11 protein-coding genes are annotated in these 16745 nt (G+C 67.5%); 4 read left to right on the forward strand and 7 right to left on the reverse strand.

Annotated features, from left to right (window positions below):
* Positions 1 to 175 precede the first annotated feature (175 nt).
* The 4 genes from AMYHA_RS03495 (at position 176) to AMYHA_RS03510 (ending at position 7168) form a co-directional block, all read left to right on the forward strand.
* Positions 176 to 925, forward strand: coding sequence for a response regulator transcription factor (locus AMYHA_RS03495; protein WP_034267903.1), 750 nt, complete (start codon positions 176 to 178; stop codon positions 923 to 925).
* Between the two features lie 355 nt (positions 926 to 1280).
* Positions 1281 to 3134, forward strand: a complete 1854-nt coding sequence (locus AMYHA_RS03500; RefSeq protein ID WP_034267905.1) for an acyl-CoA dehydrogenase — start codon at positions 1281 to 1283, stop codon at positions 3132 to 3134.
* A gap of 173 nt (positions 3135 to 3307) precedes the next feature.
* Complete coding sequence (locus AMYHA_RS03505) at positions 3308 to 3664, forward strand: cupin domain-containing protein (RefSeq protein ID WP_034267907.1); 357 nt, start codon at positions 3308 to 3310, stop codon at positions 3662 to 3664.
* Positions 3665 to 4057: 393 nt separating this feature from the next.
* Entirely contained in the window at positions 4058 to 7168 is a 3111-nt protein-coding gene (locus AMYHA_RS03510; RefSeq protein ID WP_231104608.1) for a PQQ-dependent sugar dehydrogenase, read from the forward strand.
* 122 nt (positions 7169 to 7290) lie between these two features.
* On the opposite strand, the gene AMYHA_RS03515 is transcribed toward AMYHA_RS03510, so the two are convergent.
* From AMYHA_RS03515 to AMYHA_RS03545, 7 genes are all read right to left on the reverse strand, one after another.
* Positions 7291 to 9546 carry a VanW family protein gene (locus tag AMYHA_RS03515; protein WP_231104609.1) on the reverse strand — a complete coding sequence of 752 codons (2256 nt, stop codon included), beginning with the start codon at positions 9544 to 9546 and terminating at the stop codon, positions 7291 to 7293.
* A gap of 15 nt (positions 9547 to 9561) precedes the next feature.
* Entirely contained in the window at positions 9562 to 9912 is a 351-nt protein-coding gene (locus AMYHA_RS03520; RefSeq protein WP_407919900.1) for a GroES family chaperonin, read from the reverse strand.
* A 37-nt stretch (positions 9913 to 9949) separates the two neighbouring features.
* Positions 9950 to 12346, reverse strand: a complete 2397-nt coding sequence (locus AMYHA_RS03525) for an oxidoreductase (RefSeq protein WP_231104610.1) — start codon at positions 12344 to 12346, stop codon at positions 9950 to 9952.
* Between the two features lie 96 nt (positions 12347 to 12442).
* Positions 12443 to 13210, reverse strand: a complete 768-nt coding sequence (locus AMYHA_RS03530) for an amino acid ABC transporter ATP-binding protein (RefSeq protein ID WP_034267909.1) — start codon at positions 13208 to 13210, stop codon at positions 12443 to 12445.
* Positions 13210 to 14052, reverse strand: coding sequence for an amino acid ABC transporter permease (locus AMYHA_RS03535; RefSeq protein WP_034267912.1), 843 nt, complete (start codon positions 14050 to 14052; stop codon positions 13210 to 13212). Before AMYHA_RS03535 ends, AMYHA_RS03530 begins: the two co-directional genes overlap by 1 nt.
* Positions 14053 to 14058: 6 nt before the next feature.
* Positions 14059 to 14916: a transporter substrate-binding domain-containing protein gene (locus AMYHA_RS03540; protein ID WP_051399504.1), complete on the reverse strand. Its 858-nt coding sequence runs from the start codon at positions 14914 to 14916 to the stop codon at positions 14059 to 14061.
* A gap of 225 nt (positions 14917 to 15141) precedes the next feature.
* Positions 15142 to 16569, reverse strand: coding sequence for a M20/M25/M40 family metallo-hydrolase (locus tag AMYHA_RS03545; RefSeq protein ID WP_034275660.1), 1428 nt, complete (start codon positions 16567 to 16569; stop codon positions 15142 to 15144).
* Positions 16570 to 16745 lie beyond the last annotated feature (176 nt).

Below are 16745 nucleotides of genomic sequence, written 5' to 3' on the forward strand. Positions count from 1 at the left end.
TGGTAGGACGCCGCGGTGGATCCCGCGGGCTCCCTCCTGACAGGGGCGAAAACTAGTACGAACGTACTGCTCTGCTGTCGAAGTGGCACGTCACGTGGGTGCTAAGCGACCGTCACATCCCACGACGGTGGCGGAGGCTTTGCCGCGTGTGCGCGGCCGGAGGGAGTGTGGCGAAGTGAGCATCGACGCGCGCGGTCAGCGGATGGTGACGGTCGGCGTCGCCGACACCGAGCCGCTGTTCCGCGACGGGCTTGCCACCCTCATAGAACGGACGCCATGGGCGCGGATGGTCGCTCATTCCGCGAGCCAGCAGGGCTGTCTGGTCATGATCGACCAGCTGCATCCGGACGTCGTGCTGCTGACGTCCGAACTTGCGCCGCAATGTCAGTTCATCCACACGCTGACCACGGGTGGCGACGCGCCGCGCGTGGTGGTCGTGGTCAGCGCCCATGACCGGAACTCGCGCTACGTCGCGGGGACGATGGCCGCTGGTGCCTATGGCGCGGTCGCGCGTAATGCCGATCCGCACCGGTTCGCGGACGCGATCCGCAGCGTGTGGCACTCGCACCGCTACCTTGACCCGACGTTGCGGGCGATGGCGGGCTCGGTCGAGCAGTCCAGCGCCTCAGCGGGAAACCGTGGCACTCAGCCGTTGCGGATCCCGTTGTCGCGGCGGGAGTTCCAGGTCATGCAATTGATCGCGGAAGGCATGGAGAACGCCGCGATCGCGAAGGTGCTGTTCCTGTCCGTCGAGACGGTGCGCACGCATGTCAAGAGCATCCTGCGCAAGTTGTCCGCGCGGGACCGCACCCACGCGGTGACGATCGCGTTCCGGTCGGGCCTGCTGCAGCTGACACCGTTGCCGCCCACGGAGACCACGTCCGAGGAGAACCCGGTCGCCGCGGGCAGCTCACCGGCGTCGTGACCAGCTGAAGCTGACCCAGCTCCGATCCGGGTTGAGGACCGGTGCCCGTCGCCCGTACGGGTCGACCAGACGGCCATCCGGCGTAGGCCGTGGTGTGATGGTCGAGACATCCAGGCACACCGCTTGCAAGCATTACCCGCGAGTAATACCCTGATGTTACTGGCGAGTAAGCCAGCGGCCAACGACGGTGCGCTACGCGCGGCCGATCCGCGGCGCAACCGGGAAACCGGTGACGGGGAGCGGGCCTCGCACGCGCGGCCTTCGACCTGACAAACCAGGCAGGTAGCCCCTCTCGACGTCGAGGTCACGGCCTCGCGGCGGGAAGCGAGCCGACACCGACACGGAGCAACCAGACATGGGTCACTACAAGAGCAACATCCGAGACCTGGAGTTCAACCTCTTCGAGGTGCTCAAGATCCAAGAGCACCTTGGTACCGGGCCATTCGCCGAAGCCGACGAGGACACCACGCGCACCGTGCTGTCCGAGGTCAACAACCTGGTTTCGGGCGTCGTGGCCGACTCGTTCGAGGACGCGGACCGCAACCCGCCGGTCTTCCACCCGGACAAGTTCGACGTCACCATGCCTGAGTCGGTGAAGAAGGCCCTCAAGGCCACCGTTGAGGCCGGCTGGGACCGCATCAGCCTGCCGACCGAGCTGGGCGGCTTCGGCATCCCGCCGACCGTCGCGTGGTCGGCCGCGGAGCTGTACACCGGCGCGAACGCCGCCGTGTTCTTCTACATGGCTGGCAAGACGTTCGCCAAGATCCTGCACGACAACGGCAACGAGCAGCAGAAGAAGTGGGCCCAGATCGCGATCGACCGCAACTGGGGCTCCACCATGGTGCTCACCGAGCCTGACGCCGGTTCCGACGTCGGCGCCGGTCGCGCCAAGGCGTTCAAGCAGGACGACGGCTCCTGGCACATCGAGGGTGTCAAGCGCTTCATCACCGGTGCCGCGCAGGACGACATGACCGAGAACATCTTCCACCTGGTTCTCGCGCGTCCCGAGGGTCCTGGCATCGAGACCAAGCCCGGCACCAAGGGCCTCGGCCTGTTCTTCGTGCCCGCCCACCACTTCGATCCGGAGACCGGTGAGCTGACCGGCGAGCGCAACGGCGCCTTCGTCACCGGTGTCGAGCACAAGATGGGCATCAAGGCGTCCACCACCTGTGAGCTGACCTTCGGCCAGCACGGCACCCCCGCCAAGGGCTGGCTCGTCGGTGACAAGATCGACGGCATCGCGCAGATGTTCGACGTCATCGAGCACGCGCGCATGATGGTCGGCACCAAGGCCATCTCCACGCTCTCGACCGCGTACCTGAACACGCTGGAGTACGCCAAGGAGCGGGTGCAGGGCGCTGACCTCACCCAGATGCTCGACAAGACCGCGCCGCGCGTCACCATCACGCACCACCCGGATGTGCGCCGTGCGCTGATGACGCTGAAGGCCTACGCCGAGGGCCTGCGGGGCGTTTACCTCTACACCGCGACGTACCAGGACAAGATCGCGCTGGGCAAGGCAACCGGTGAGGATGTCGACCTGCTGGAGCGCGTCAATGACCTGCTGCTGCCGATCGTCAAGGGCGGTGGCTCGGAGCGCAGCTGGACGCTGCTCGGTACCGAGGCGCTGCAGACCCTGGGTGGCTCCGGCTTCCTGCAGGACTACCCGATCGAGCAGTACGTCCGTGACGCCAAGATCGACACCCTGTACGAGGGCACCACGGCGATCCAGTCGCTCGACTTCTTCTTCCGGAAGGTCGTCCGCGACAAGGGCCAGGCGCTCGCGCACGTGGCTGGCGAGATCACGCAGTTCATCGAGTCGGAGAGCGGCAACGGTCGGCTCAAGGAAGAGCGTGCGCTGCTCAAGCAGGCGCTGGACGACGTCCAGGGCATGCTGGGCGCGCTGATCGGCTACCTCACCGCGTCGCAGGACCAGCCGGACAACCTCTACAAGATCGGCCAGCACTCGGTGCGGCTGCTGCTGTCGGCCACCGACCTCCTCGTCGGCTGGCAGCTGCAGAAGCAGGCCGAGGTCGCGATCGCCGCGCTCGACGGCGGCGCGAGCGAGAAGGACCGGCCGTTCTACGAGGGCAAGATCGCGGCCGCGTCGTTCTTCGCCAAGACGGTGCTGCCCGAGCTCACTGCCCGTCGCAAGGTCGTCGAGTCCGCTGACAACGGCCTGATGGACGTGGACGAAGCCGCCTTCTGAGCCTTGGCGCTCTGACCACGTAAGACACGCGGGCCCGGGTCGTGCACCCGGGCCCGCGTGTTTTGCATTCCCGACGCCGTGTCCCCCGTTCCGGACGCCGTGTCTGCCGTTCCCGACGTTGTGTTCGGCAAAGCGTTCGCGACTTCCGCTCTCGCTGTGGCAAGGTCACTGCTGTGCGGGGTATCAACATCAGTGAGAAGTTAGCCCAGTTCAGCGAGCATTGGTCACCGAAGACTGTCGCGACGATCAACGACTACGACGTCCGGCTGGTGAAGGTCCAGGGCGAGTTCGTGCGACACAACCATGCCGACACCGACGAACTCTTCCTGGTGATCGACGGTCAACTCACCATCCGCTTCGACGACGGCGAGGTCACGCTGGGCCCGGGCGAATTGCACGTGGTCCCGCGCGGCGTGTACCACCAGCCGATTTCCGAAGGCGAGACGTCGATCCTGCTATTCGAACCGAGCGTGACGGTCAACACTGGCGACGCGGGTGGAGAGTTGACCGCTGAGCGGACGCCGCTCTGATCAGGCGTGCTCGCCGCTGACGTATGCGCGCTGTAGGTACGGGTGCGCAATGCGGCGTCCTGAGGGACGAATACGGCGTCCTGAGGGACGAATACGGCGTCCTGAGTGGGGGACACGCCGTCGAGAGCGGGGGACACGGCGTAGGGTGCTCGCGTGCGCTGGGCCGTTTGGAGCAACCTGCGGTCGGGCTCGGTGTGAGGTGAAACAACGGGACCCAAGCGAGCGACCCCTGGTTGACCTGTTCAACTTCCGGGGGTGCGAGTGGTACCGCGTCGACGAACTACGCGAACGTGGACGGCGCTGGCGCGATGTGCCGTCGCGGCCTGCGTCGCTATCGGCCTGATCACGCCGCTTCCCGCGTCCGCGAGTACAGCGTCGGCAAGTGCGGCATCGGTGAGTGGGACTGCGGCGTCCTCTGGCGTGGTCACGGCGGGCGCGACCGCAGCCGAGTCCGCCGCAGCCGCCACCGCTGTCCCGTCCGGTTTCTCCGATGACGTCGTCCTCGACGGCCTGAACATTCCGACGGCCGCGGCGTTCACCGACGGCGGCAGGGTGTTCATCGCCGAGAAGAGCGGCATCGTCAAGACGTTCGATTCCCTGACCGATCCCACGGCCACGGTCACCGCCGACCTTCGCGACGCCGTGTACGACTACTGGGACCGGGGCCTGCTCGGCCTGACCGTCCACCCGGACTACCCCGCCACGCCGTACGTGTACGCGCTCTACAGCCTCGATCGCAAACCGGGCGGTGGCCAGTGGGGCGACGCGTGCCCCGACCCGCCCGGCGCGAACGACAAGGGCTGCGTCATCAAGGCCAGGTTGTCCCGGCTCACCGTGAACAGCGACGGCGTCGCCACCGGCGAGAAGGTGCTGCTCACCGGCTGGTGCCAGCAGTACCCCAGCCACTCCATCGGCACCGTCGAGTTCGGCCCGGACGGCGCGCTCTACGTCGGCTCGGGCGACGGCGCGAGCTTCACCTTCACCGACTACGGCCAGGTGGACAACCCGTGCGGCGACCCGCCCGGGGTCGCTGGCACCGGCCTCAGCGCACCTGACGCCAGGGGCGGTTCGCTGCGGTCGCAGTCACCGAGGCGGCCTGCGGGCGACCCCATCTCGATGGACGGCTCGATCCTGCGCATCGACCCGGAAACCGGCGACGCGATGCCGGGCAACCCGTTCGCCAGCAGCGGCAACGCGAAAAAGCGCCGGATCATCGCCTACGGCATGCGCAACCCGTTTCGGTTCAGCTTCCGCCCTGGCACTAGCGAGATCTGGGCAGGCGACGTCGGCTGGCGCAAGTGGGAGGAAATCAATCGCGTTCCGGATGCCGCTGACTCCACCGCCGAGAACTTCGGCTGGCCGTGCTACGAGGGCGGCATCAAGCAGCCGGGCTACAACAACGCCGACCTGACGGCGTGCGAGACGCTCTACACCGGTGCTGGTCAGAACACGCTGTACTACACCTACCACCACGCGGATGAGGTGGTCGCCGGAGACGGCTGCGGAACTGGCGGCTCCTCCATCAGCGGTATCGCGTTCGAGGACGGCACCAGCGACTACCCGCTCGGCTACCTGGGCGCGCTGTTCTTCGCGGACTCCTCGCGTGGCTGCATTTGGGCGATGCGGCGCGGTACCGACGGCCAACCCGACCCGAGCGCCATCGAGTTGTTCGCGGGCGGCGTCGTCCGCCCAGTGCAGCTGCTCACCGGGCCAGGCGGCGACCTGTACTACATCGCACTCGATGTCGGGGAACTGCATCGCATCAGCTACAACGACGGAAACAACCCGCCTACCGCCGTGGCTGGCGCCGACCCGACCTCCGGAGCGGCGCCGCTGACGGTCGACTTCGACGGCACGACGTCCACCGACCCGGACAGCGACGCGCTCAGCTACGCCTGGGATCTCGACGGGGACGGCGCTTTCGACGACGCGTCGACGGCGACCGCGCAACACACCTACCTGCAGGAGTCCACAGTGCGAGTGGGACTGCGGGTGACGGATCCGCGGGGGCTATCCGATGTGGACACGGTCACCATCACCGTCGGCGACCCGCCGGCGGAGGACCCCACCGTCACGATTGACACCCCGCAGTCGGACCTGACCTGGCGCGTCGGCGAGACGGTGTCGTTCTCCGGGCACGCGGATGATCCACAAGACGGCCCGCTGCCCGCTGACGCGCTGGACTGGAAACTGACGTTGCAGCACTGCACCAGCGACGGCTGCCACCCCCACGACGTGCAGATCTACCGCAGCACGGCGTCCGGCTCGTTCAGCGCACCCGACCATGGCTATCCGTCCTATTTGGAGCTGCGGCTCACCGCGGCTGACTCCGATGGGAACCGGACAACCAGCGAACCTCTTCGTCTCAACCCGAAGACCGTGTGGCTGGACTTCGACACGAGGCCGAGCGGACTCGAGCTCGTCGTCGACGACAGCGAGCAGACGCCGTTCAGCCGCAGGGTCATCGTCGGTTCGCGCAACACGATCGCCGCGCCGGATCCGCAAGCCCCGGACTACCACTTCACCACGTGGTCGGACGGCGGTGCGCGCAGCCACGACATCATCGCGCCCGAGAGCCGGACGCTCTACACGGCGAACTACGTTGCTTGCACGGTCAACGGCGTCCCGCAGCCGGATTGCGGCGAAGCGACCCCGAGCGCGGTGCGCGACCTCGAATCCATCGGCAGGCGCGGCAAGGCGCGGCTGACCTGGCAGGAACCGTACTGGCCCGGACGCGGCGGCGTGACCAAATACCGCATTCACGTTGACGGCGAGTTCGTTAAGGATGTTGGTCCGGGCAAGCGGCGCACGGTGGTCAAGAACATCGCGGGCCGCCAGTCGCACACCTTCCGCGTCACTCCGTTCAGCGCGGCCGGGCCGGGGCCAAGCAAGACGACGACACTCATCGGCACGGATGTGCGGTCGTGGCGGAGCTCGCGATTCATCACATTCGGTGACACGCTGCGGGTGAAGGGCACCTACACCCGGACGGATACCGGTGGGCCGGTCAGTGGGGTGGCGGTCCGGCTGGTCGGACGTCCGCCCGGTGACACGGGCTGGCGCGGCATGGCGTGGAAGAAGACCAACCGCGACGGCGTCGTGGTGTTCTATCGCACGACCAAGCGGAACTGGGAGTACCGGCTGATCTACTACGGCAACCGGACGTACATGGGCGTCACGTCGACATGGCATCGGGTCACGGTGCGGCAGCGGGTGCGCGCGTTCTTCTCCGACCCCACGCCGCACCCCGGCGAGCGGGTGCGCCTCTTCGGCCGCGTCCTGCCGAACCACGCGGGCAAGTGGGTGCGGATCCAGATCCTGCGGGACGGTGAGTGGGTCGCCGCTGGAAACCGGAAGCTGTCACCCAAGAGCAGGTATCGGCACTTCGTCCGTTGGGACCGTCCGGGTGACTACTACTACCGGGTGCTCCGGTGGCGGCACCACGACCACGCCTGGGGCGTGAGCCCGGTCCGCAAGCTCAAAGTCCGGTGGTGGCACGACTAGTCGCGGTCACACCTCGCCAGGCAGCGCGCTGAACGACGGCAGCGCCAGCATGCCAGGACCCTACGAGGCCGCCACGGTCGCCGAGCCGCGTGCCAGTGTCACCGAGTTGCTCGCACCCGCCGCTAACTGTCCTTCGTGCAGACGATCTCCGGCTTCGGGTTGTAGACGGCGGTGTTTTCCTCCCTGCGCACCTCGGCGCCGGTGTCGATGTCGTAGAGGATGCGGGTGTCTGTCACGGTGAACCCGTCGATGCCCGCTGACGGCGAGCAGTCCGCGGACTTGACCTTCTTCGTGCCCGCTTCCGTGACGTCGGTCTTCGGGCCGGTCTTCGACTCGACGCGGTAGTGCTTGGTGCCCCAGATCTTCACCGTGACGCTGTCCGGTGTCCAGAACGTCTGGATCGCCACGCCGGTGGGCGAGTCGTTGGTGAACGCGATGTCGATGACGCTCTGGCCGTCCGGGTACATGAACACCGTCGCTTCCCGCGCCATCGGGTAGCGGCTGATGTAGTAGCTGTGCTCCTGGTGGCCCGCGTCCTTGAGGCCCGCGAAGTACGCCGCGTTGTAGAGCGTTGTGGCGAACTGCGAGATCCCGCCACCGACAGCTGTGCCAGGCACACCGTTCTCGATGATTCCGGCGTCGACGTAGCCTTCGGCCTTACCGCGCTTGCCGGTGTGGCCGTTCAGGCTGAACGTGTCACCTGGCTTGACGATCGCGCCGTTGACTTCGGCGGCAACGGTCCGGATGTTGACGCCGGAGTCCTCCGCGAAACCGCCGGTGGTGAACTCACCGATGACCTCCTTGATGCCGAGGTTCTCGGCCTCCTCGGTCGTTGTCTTCGGCTTCTGCTCCTTGTAGACGGCGGTCAGCGTGCGTTCCTCGGTCTGCGTGATGACGTCGAGGTACGGCTTGAGCGACTTCTGCCAGTCGATTTGGCGGCCCACCTTGCTCGGCTTGACCGCGGGCTCGCCGCCCTCGAACACGATCTCGGCGTCCCTGCCCTCGGTCTCGGTGCCCGCGAGTTGCGGCTCAAGCGCCTCGCGCAGCGTCTTGCGATCCACCTTCGGCTTGAGCGAACCGTCCTTGTCCGGTTTGAACTGGAACGCCTTCCCGATCACCTTCGGCTCGAGGACGCCGTTGGCGCCCTCGCCTTCCATCGTGATCGGCCCGGACACCGCGGGCTCCGCGACCTGCTCCAGCGTGGCGCGCACGCCTTCCTCAGACGTCTTGACCGGCTTGCGTGTGACGTCGAGCTGAACGCCGCCTTCGTTCAGCCAGCCACTCTCGATCGTGGCGACCGCGTCCTCGACGCTGGACACCTGCTGTCCCTGCCGGGGCATGACGGCGACGGCCTCGACGTCGCCGCCGGAACCGGTGGGTTCGAACTTGATGGTGCCCTCGACCTTGGGGTGGTTCAGCTCGTTCTCCACGAGCCGGGCCACCGTGTTCTCCAGCCGTTCCGGGATGGACTGGCTGACGATGCCGACCTCGGTCTCAGTCCAGAACGACGTGATCCGGGTGATCGGGCTCAGCGGCGGTTTGCCAGCCTCCTCGAGCGTGCCCTGCCAGTCGATGCCGAGACCAGCCGACTTCGGGTTGAGCTCGGTCTGGACGTCGCCAGCGGTGATCTTGATCGGATCGTCGAACCGTGGTTGGAGCTCCTGGCGCAGCGTCTGCTCGGCAGAGGTGCGGCTCATGCCGCCGACGTCGACACCGGCGACGGTCACGCCGCGTGGCACGTCACCCCAGTTGATCAGCAGGTCGGCGAGGTAGGTGAGCACTAGCGCGGCCATCACCGCGCCAGCGACCATCATGGTCTTGCCAATGCCGGAGCGCACCTTCTCGCCGCTCGGCTGCTCCTGCTGCGCGGCCAGGTCGGCGAACGTCGTGGTCGCGAACTGGTTCGGATCGTCGGGACCGCCCAGTCCCTGTGGCGCGCCGCCGTACAGGCCAGCGGGCGGCGGGTACTGACCAGGCGGCTGCCCCTGGTACTGCCCCTGGTACTGCTGCCAGGCCGGAGCACCGGGACCTGGTTGGCCTTGTGGCGGGACCGGCGCGGCGCCGACGACGGTCGGTTCATCGTCAGCTGGCGTGACCTGCGGCGTCGGCGGTGTGACGTGTTGCGTCGGCTGTGAGGCGACCGGCTGGAAGGCGTCGGTCGCCTGCTCAGTGCCCTCGAGGCCCTCCGGGTGTTGTCCCGGCCATGGGCCGTGCTGATCGGCACCGGCGGCGGGTTGTGTCCCGCCGCCGCTGCCGTTTGTGTTGTTGTGGTGCTGCTGTGCGTCCCCCGACGACGTCTCAGCCTGCCCGGATGGCTGGCCGCTCATGCTCCCCTTATCCGAATCCCATGCCGGCCAGTAGTGTTCCTCATCGGCCACCGAAACCTCCCGGCCCTACAAGTACAACCCCGTACCGTGCTCGGTTCGTTCACTCGCGATCGCGTGGATGTCGCGCTCCCGCATGACCAGGTAAGACTTGCCTTTGATCTCCACTTCGTATTGGTCTTCCGGGTTGAACAGCACCCGGTCGTCGACCTTCACACTGCGGACATTGTTGCCCACACCGAGCACATCGCCCCACGTCAGGCGGCGGGCGACTTGTGCCGTCGCCGGTATAACGATGCCGCCGCTGCTGCGTCGCTCTCCGTCGTCGGCCGCCACCCGCACCAGCACACGATCGTGTAGGAGCTGGATCTCCAGCTTGTGGTCGTCAGATGCCAGTCCAGGTTCAGACACGGCGGCAATGGTACTGGTCACTGCCGACCAGATGTCGTAGTGGCCATCATTGTCTCCTCAACGTCCTGGTCAGACCCGCGGCTACCGTCGTAGCCAGGACCCAACCCGTTGCGGTGAATCCGGTGGCGACCCACTTGTCGACGCCACCGGTATGCCAACGTCCCTTGTTGCCGAAGTCCACGATTGGCACGAGTAGGTCGACGGTGTAGAGCACCGGATTCCACTCGAGGCCGGTGTCATCGGCGTTGACCACGCACCTCGGGCCGCTCACCGTGTAGCGGGGGTCATTGACGCACGGATCGGGCAGCAGCCCGAACCATAAACTGCCCGCGACCAGCAGCAATGCCAGCCAGCCGAGCGCGCGGATGGGCCGGTAGCCGTAGCCGACGACGGCGCGCTGCAGCCAGCTCCACAGCCACACCCCTGGCCCCATCAGCCCCGCGCCCTTGCGCAGCGCATCGTAGCGGTACTGCTGCTTGCGCATCAGCACGAGGGACGCGTGTTCCTCGTTACCGCACGCCCGCAGCATGGTGGCGAGCTGGTCGTACGGGCCGGGCCGGTAGCGGCGCATCGCGTGCCGCAGGAGCGCGATCCGCTCGTGGACCTGGTCGTCGCGCTCGAGGTCGATCGGGGTGTGCAACGCGTCGTAGCGGAACTCCTCCAGCTCGAGGCCGCCGCTCGCTCGCCACAGCGCCACGTTGTCGTCCAGCGTCGCGCAATGCGCCCTGCGCAGGACGACCGACCCAACCGGTGGCTGGTGCGGGGTGAGCACGAACTCGTCCGCCACGACGTCGCTGGCATCGAGCGCGATGCCTCGGACGAGGCCGCGGCCGTCGATGCCAGCGGCGCTTGACTGCCGCGACTCCGGCACGGAGTGCAGCACCGCGCCCGCGAAGCTGATCCTGCGGCCTACCTTGGCGCCGTCCAGCGTGATGCCACCCTCCGCGGTGAACGGTTTCGCGCCGTGGGCGGTGCAGACCAGGTCCCTGCCGACCGACGCCGCCCGCAGGTCGACCGAGTAGCTGCGGGTGGTGCGCAGCGTCGGGGAGGTCAGCTCGGCTCCGAACATCTCGATCGACCCGCCGACCTGGATGCCCTGCAACTGCACCGTGCCGTCGATGGCGGTGTCCGCGAGTTGGACGTTGCCGGACACGTGGGAACGGCGCGCGGAGAAGACGTCGCGGCCGGCGTGCGAGAACGTGGCGTAGCGGGCGAGCAGGTTGCCGCCGACGCTGATGTCGGCCAGCCGCAGCTGTCCCTCCGTCACCAGCCGTGTCGCCTGGATGTCGCCGCTGATCTCGGTGCCGTCGATGTGCAGCGCCCTGTCGTATTGCGGCACCTGCTGTTCGCGGCGCCGCACCGCGATCTCGGCGTTGGCCAGCCGTAGCGAGCCGCCGATCACCGCGTTGATCATGCGCACGGTGCCATCGGAGCGGAAGCCGTCACCACAGATCAGGTTGCCGTCCAGCCGCATCCGGTCCGCGACGAGCGACGGCCACGGATCGATCGACGGGTCCCCGGTGTGCATGGCGTCGCGCCATTCCTCGATCGCGACGTCGCCACCGGGATTGACGATCAGCCGCGCGCCCCGCATGACCAGATCGCCGTCGATGTGGGCGCTCTGCACCGAGACCATGCCCCGTGTGGAGAATCGCTGCTGGGTGTCGCCAACGCCGCGCTTGCCGTTCTCCGTTTCGCACAGCATGCTGCCACCGATGTGCGCGCCCATCGCGTTCAGCGCGAGCCCGTGCGGGTTGTGCAGCCGCGCGCCGGAGAGGTTGACGTTGCCGCCCGTGCGCAGGCCGGGCAGTCTGACCTCGCCGTTGGTGTGCAGCCGGTAGGCGAGCAGCGCGCCGGACACCGCGAGCCGGTCGGCCTGGATCGCTCTGCCTTCCCGGTAGTCGATGCTGCTCTTGCTCAGCACGACAGAGCCCTCGACGACGGCGTCGGTGAGCACGACGGCGGCGTCCGGCATGCCAGGCTCTTTGCGGGAGCCGAGCGCGAGACTGGTCTGCGGCTCGCCGGTGGTGGCAGGCGTCAGGTCGACGTGGCTGCGCAGCAGCCGTACGTCGTTCTTGCATTCGAGATTGCGCGCTTTCAGCCCAGGCAGCCAGCAGCCGAGGAAGGCCAGCCCGAGCAGCCTGGACTCCCTGACGTCCGGCTGCTGCTCGAACCGGCAGTTCTCGAATCGCAACAGGAAGTCGAGGTCGGCCCCGCGCAGGTCGAGCACGCCGGTGATGTAGCTGTCCTTGACGCTGAACGTCGGCGAGTTCGTCGCGGCGGCGCGCCTGCGCCACAACCCGCCCGACTCGGGCTCGACGAGCTGTCTGACCAGGTCGGCCGCCTTGACCTCGTACCGAAGGTCGGGACCGACCTTGGCGTCGAAGGTCTCGGCGGCCTGCTGGCTGGCAGCGTCCGGCTGGGCGATGTTCTCCCCCGGCATCAACGCCCCTTCGTTATGCGTGTGACAAATCCCCATTCCCGGTCCCCCAGCCAATCGGATTGCGCCGACGCGACGCAATCCGCTGGCGGGGTGCCGCTACGGCGACGGCGCCGTCTCTTCGACGTGGGTCGGGTTGAGCACCCGGTGCAGGAACGACTTGGTCCGCTCGTGCCGAGGGTTGCCGATCACCTGGGCGGGCGGCCCCTGCTCCACGACCTTGCCCTCGTCCATGAACAGCACCACGTCGGCGACCTCCCGCGCGAACTGCATCTCGTGCGTGACGACGAGCATCGTCATGCCCTCGTCGGCGAGTTGGCGCATCACGGTGAGCACGTCGCCGACGAGCTCGGGGTCGAGCGCCGACGTCGGCTCGTCGAACAGCATCACGTCCGGGTCCATCGACAACGCGCGGGCCATCGCGACGCGCTGCTGCTGACCGCCGGACAGCTGCGCTGGGTACTGCGTGGCCTTTTCCGCGACGCCAACCTTCTCGAGGTTGCGCATGCCGATCTCGGTGGCTTTCGACTTGGACCGCTTCAGCACCCTTCGCTGGGCGATGGTCACGTTGTCCAGCACCGACATGTGTCCGAACAGGTTGAACTGCTGGAACACCATGCCGAGCTTGCGGCGGGCCGCGTCGATGTCGACGTCGATGTGGGTCAGTTCGATGCCGCTGACGAACACCTGCCCCGCCGTCGGCTCCTCGAGCAGGTTCACACAGCGCAGCAGCGTCGACTTGCCGGATCCCGACGGTCCGATGACGCACACCACCTGGCCCTGCTCGACAGTGACGTCGATGCCCTTGAGCACTTCGAGGTCACCGAAGGACTTGTACAGTCCGGTGACCTGGACGGCATGGGTCATCACACCCGCCCCCTCTTCTGCTTCGCTTCCAGCCTGCGGACGAGGTAGCCGAGCGGCACCGTCAGGCACAGGTAGAGCAGGCCAGCCACGATCAACGGCGTCGAGTTCCCGGTGCGCGTCGACAGCGACTCGCCGAACTTGAACAGTTCGTAGCCGGACAGCGTGAAGCCGATGACGAACACCAGCGAGGAATCCTTGAACAGCAGGATCAGCTCGTTCGTCAGCGGCGGGATCACGATCCGGATCGCCTGCGGAACGATGACGGTGAACATCGCCCTGCCCTGCGACATGCCCAGCGACCGGGCCGCCTCGGTCTGCCCCTTCGGGACCGCCTGGATACCCGCCCGGAACGTCTCGGCGAGGTAGGCCGCGCTGACAAGGCCGAGCGCGAGCGCGACGGTGCCGTAGGGGTCGTACGGCATTTCGTAGTCCTGGAATGCGATCGGCACACCGAAGCCAAGGATCATGAAAACCACGATCGCGGGCAGGCCGCGGAAGACCTCGATGTAGACAAGTGCGATCGCCCGGTACGGCAGGACGTCCGACAGTCGCATCAGCGCGACGATGAGGCCGAGGAAGAACCCGAGCACGTAGCCGGACAGCGTGTAGATGATGGTGTTCTTCAGCCCGACGGCGAGGATGTCGGGGAAGGCCTTTCGCGCCTCGTCGAGGTTGAAGAACGCGTGCTGGATGGCTGGCCAGTCAGCGATGACCGCGAGCATGACGACGACGGCGGCGAAGACCGCGTACTGGATCGCCAGGCTTATTTTCTTGCGTTTACGTGGGCTGAGGCGGGCCCGCGGCGCGGAGCCCGCCTCAGCGACGGTGGTATCGGTTGTCATCGGTGATTAGGAGCCACTCTCGGTGCCCGTCGGCGTCTTCTCGGGCGCCTCACCGATCCACTTCTCGTAGGACTCGGCCCAGCGTCCGTCCTCGAAGGCCTTCTTGAGCGACTCGTCGAGCTTGTCCAGCAGCTCGGAGTTGCCCTTCTCCACCGCGTAGCCGTACTGGTCACCGGTGTCGACCTTGTCGACGACTTCCCAGTCCTTCGAGATGTCTTCCTTGTTCTTCATCCAGTCGAGCACGGTCGGCAGGTCCTGCAGCACGACGTCGACCTTGCCCGCCTGCATCGCCTGCACCTGCAACCCCGCGTGGCGGAAGACCTGCGGCTTGAAGCCTTCGGACGTCGCGTAGTCGAGGCTGGTCGTGTCGGCCTGCACCCCGAGCGTGAGGTCCTGCGACTCGACGTCGTCGAGGCCCGTGACATCCGAGCCCTGCTGCGCCACGACGGCGAGGGTCTCGTCGAAGTACGGCACGCTGAAGCCGAGGTTCTCCTTGCGCTCCTCGGTGATCGTCATGCCGGCCGCCGCGACGTCACACTTGCCCGCGTTGAGCGCGGCACCGTTCTTGATCTGCGCGAAGTCGACGTCGATGATCTCCTGCTCGACGCCGAGGTCCTCAGCGAGAATGTCGATCATGTCGACGTCGAAGCCGACGATCTCGCCGCTGTCGTCCTGGGCCTGGAACGGCGGGTAGGGCAGGCTGGTGCACGTGGTCAGCGTGCCGTCGTTGACCAGCTCGACGCCGCTGCCGTTGCCTTCCGCCGTGTCGCCACTGTCATCACCGCCGCCACACGCTGCTGTCGTGAGTGCGAGCGCAGCCGCGGGAAGTAGGGCAAGCCTTGTGAGCTTGGATCGACGTGCCACGATGTCTCTCCGTCTCTGGTGGTATCCGATCGAGTGATCGCATCCTGCCACCTGTCTCAGCTGGCGAGAAGTCCAGGGCGGCGGTAAAGGCGTGCGATGTCCTACTTCGTAACCAGGACGTGACCCGCCGGTGCTCGTCCGTGCATTGTGGATCTTGAGGCGTTGTGGTCGTCCGAGCAGCCACAATGCCTCAGGATCCACGAATCACTAGGCTGCCGGACGGCGTCACGCGCGTGCGTGCGCGTCCAGTAGGTGTGCGACCGCCGCGGTGACCCGCTTCGCGTGGGGAAGGTGCAGCCACTCGTCCGGGACGTGGGCGTTGGAGTCCGGCCCGAGCGCGCCGGTGACGAGGAACTGCGCGTCCGGGTATTTCTCGCCGAGCAGCCCCATGAATGGGATCGACCCGCCGAGTCCCGCACCACGCCATGGCGCGTCGAAGATGTCCCTGCTGACCGCGTTCAGCCCGCGCTCCAGCCATGGCGCGAGGTCGGGGGTGTTCCAGCCGTTCGCGTGCTCCATGTCGGTCAGCTCGACCGTCGCGTTGTACGGGACGTCGGTGGTCAGCGCCCGCTCGATCGCGGCGACGGCCTGCCCCGCGTCCGCCGTCGGCGGCAGCCGGAAGCTCAGCGCCAGCGTCGACGACGTCCGGAGCACGTTGCCCGCGTTGTCCGGGGTGGGGAAGCCGTCCGCGCCGATTACCGACAGCGTCGGTCGCCAGCTGGTGTTCAGCAGCAGCTCCACCTCGTCGTCCGACATGGGCTGGACGCCGGGCGCCAGCGGGAAGCCACGCAGCACCGAGCCCGGTGCGGACGCCACGGTCTGCTCCGCCTCGCGACGCCGGTTCTCCGGGATGGACACCGACAGCTCGGGCAGCAGGATCTCGCCGGTTTCGGCGTCCTCGATGCGGTTGAGCAGGGCGCGCAGCACCCGGAAGGAGCTGGGCACCGCGCCGCTGGCCATGCCGGAGTGCTGCGCGGTCTCCAGGACGGTGACCTTGACGCACACCTGCGCGAGCCCGCGGAGGCTGGTCGTCAGCCACAGCCGGTCGTAGTCGTTGCCGCCGGAGTCGAGGCAGACGACGAAGGTGACATCGCCGAGTCGCCGCTCCAAGTGATCGAGGTAGGCGGGCAGGTCGGGGCTGCCGGACTCCTCGCCGGTCTCCAGCAGCACGATCGCCCTGGCGTGTTCGCCACCGTGCTCTCGTACCGCCTCGAGCGCGGCGGTCGCGGCGTAGCCGGAGTAGCCGTCATCGGCCGAGCCCCTGCCGTAGAGCCGGTCGTCACGCAGTACCGGTTGCCACGGCCCGAGGCCATCCGACCAGCCGCCGAGCGGAGGCTGCTTGTCGAGGTGGCCGTAGAGCAGCACGGTGCCGTTGTCCACCCCGCCCGGCGTTGACGGGACGTCGAGCAGCAGCACGGGGGAGCGACCTGGCAACTGGACGACCTCGATCTCGGCGCCGGGGATGTCCCGCGCGGCGAGCCAGGCCTTGACGTGCTCGATGGCTCTGGCGAGCGCGCCGGTGCGCTCCCAGTCCGGGTCGAAACCCGGTGACAGCGCTGGGATTTCGATCAGCCCGCTGAGGCTGGGCAGGATGTCGTCCTGCCAGGTCTGGTTCACCGTCGAGGTCACTGCTGCTGCGTCCACGGCGCAGATGATGCCACCGCTCGCCCGGGTGGCCGACACCCATCCGGGGTGTGTCCGAGGTCACACTCAAGCCGTGGTTTGTGAAGTGCGGTGGCGGAACAGGCCTCGAGCGTGGCGGGCACGGAGCACGCGAGGGTGGCGATGAGACCCCTCGGCGAGCGCGGCCTGAACAGCGACTACTCACC

Source organism: Haloechinothrix halophila YIM 93223 (assembly GCF_000504245.1).
GTDB classification, from domain to species: domain Bacteria; phylum Actinomycetota; class Actinomycetes; order Mycobacteriales; family Pseudonocardiaceae; genus Haloechinothrix_A; species Haloechinothrix_A halophila.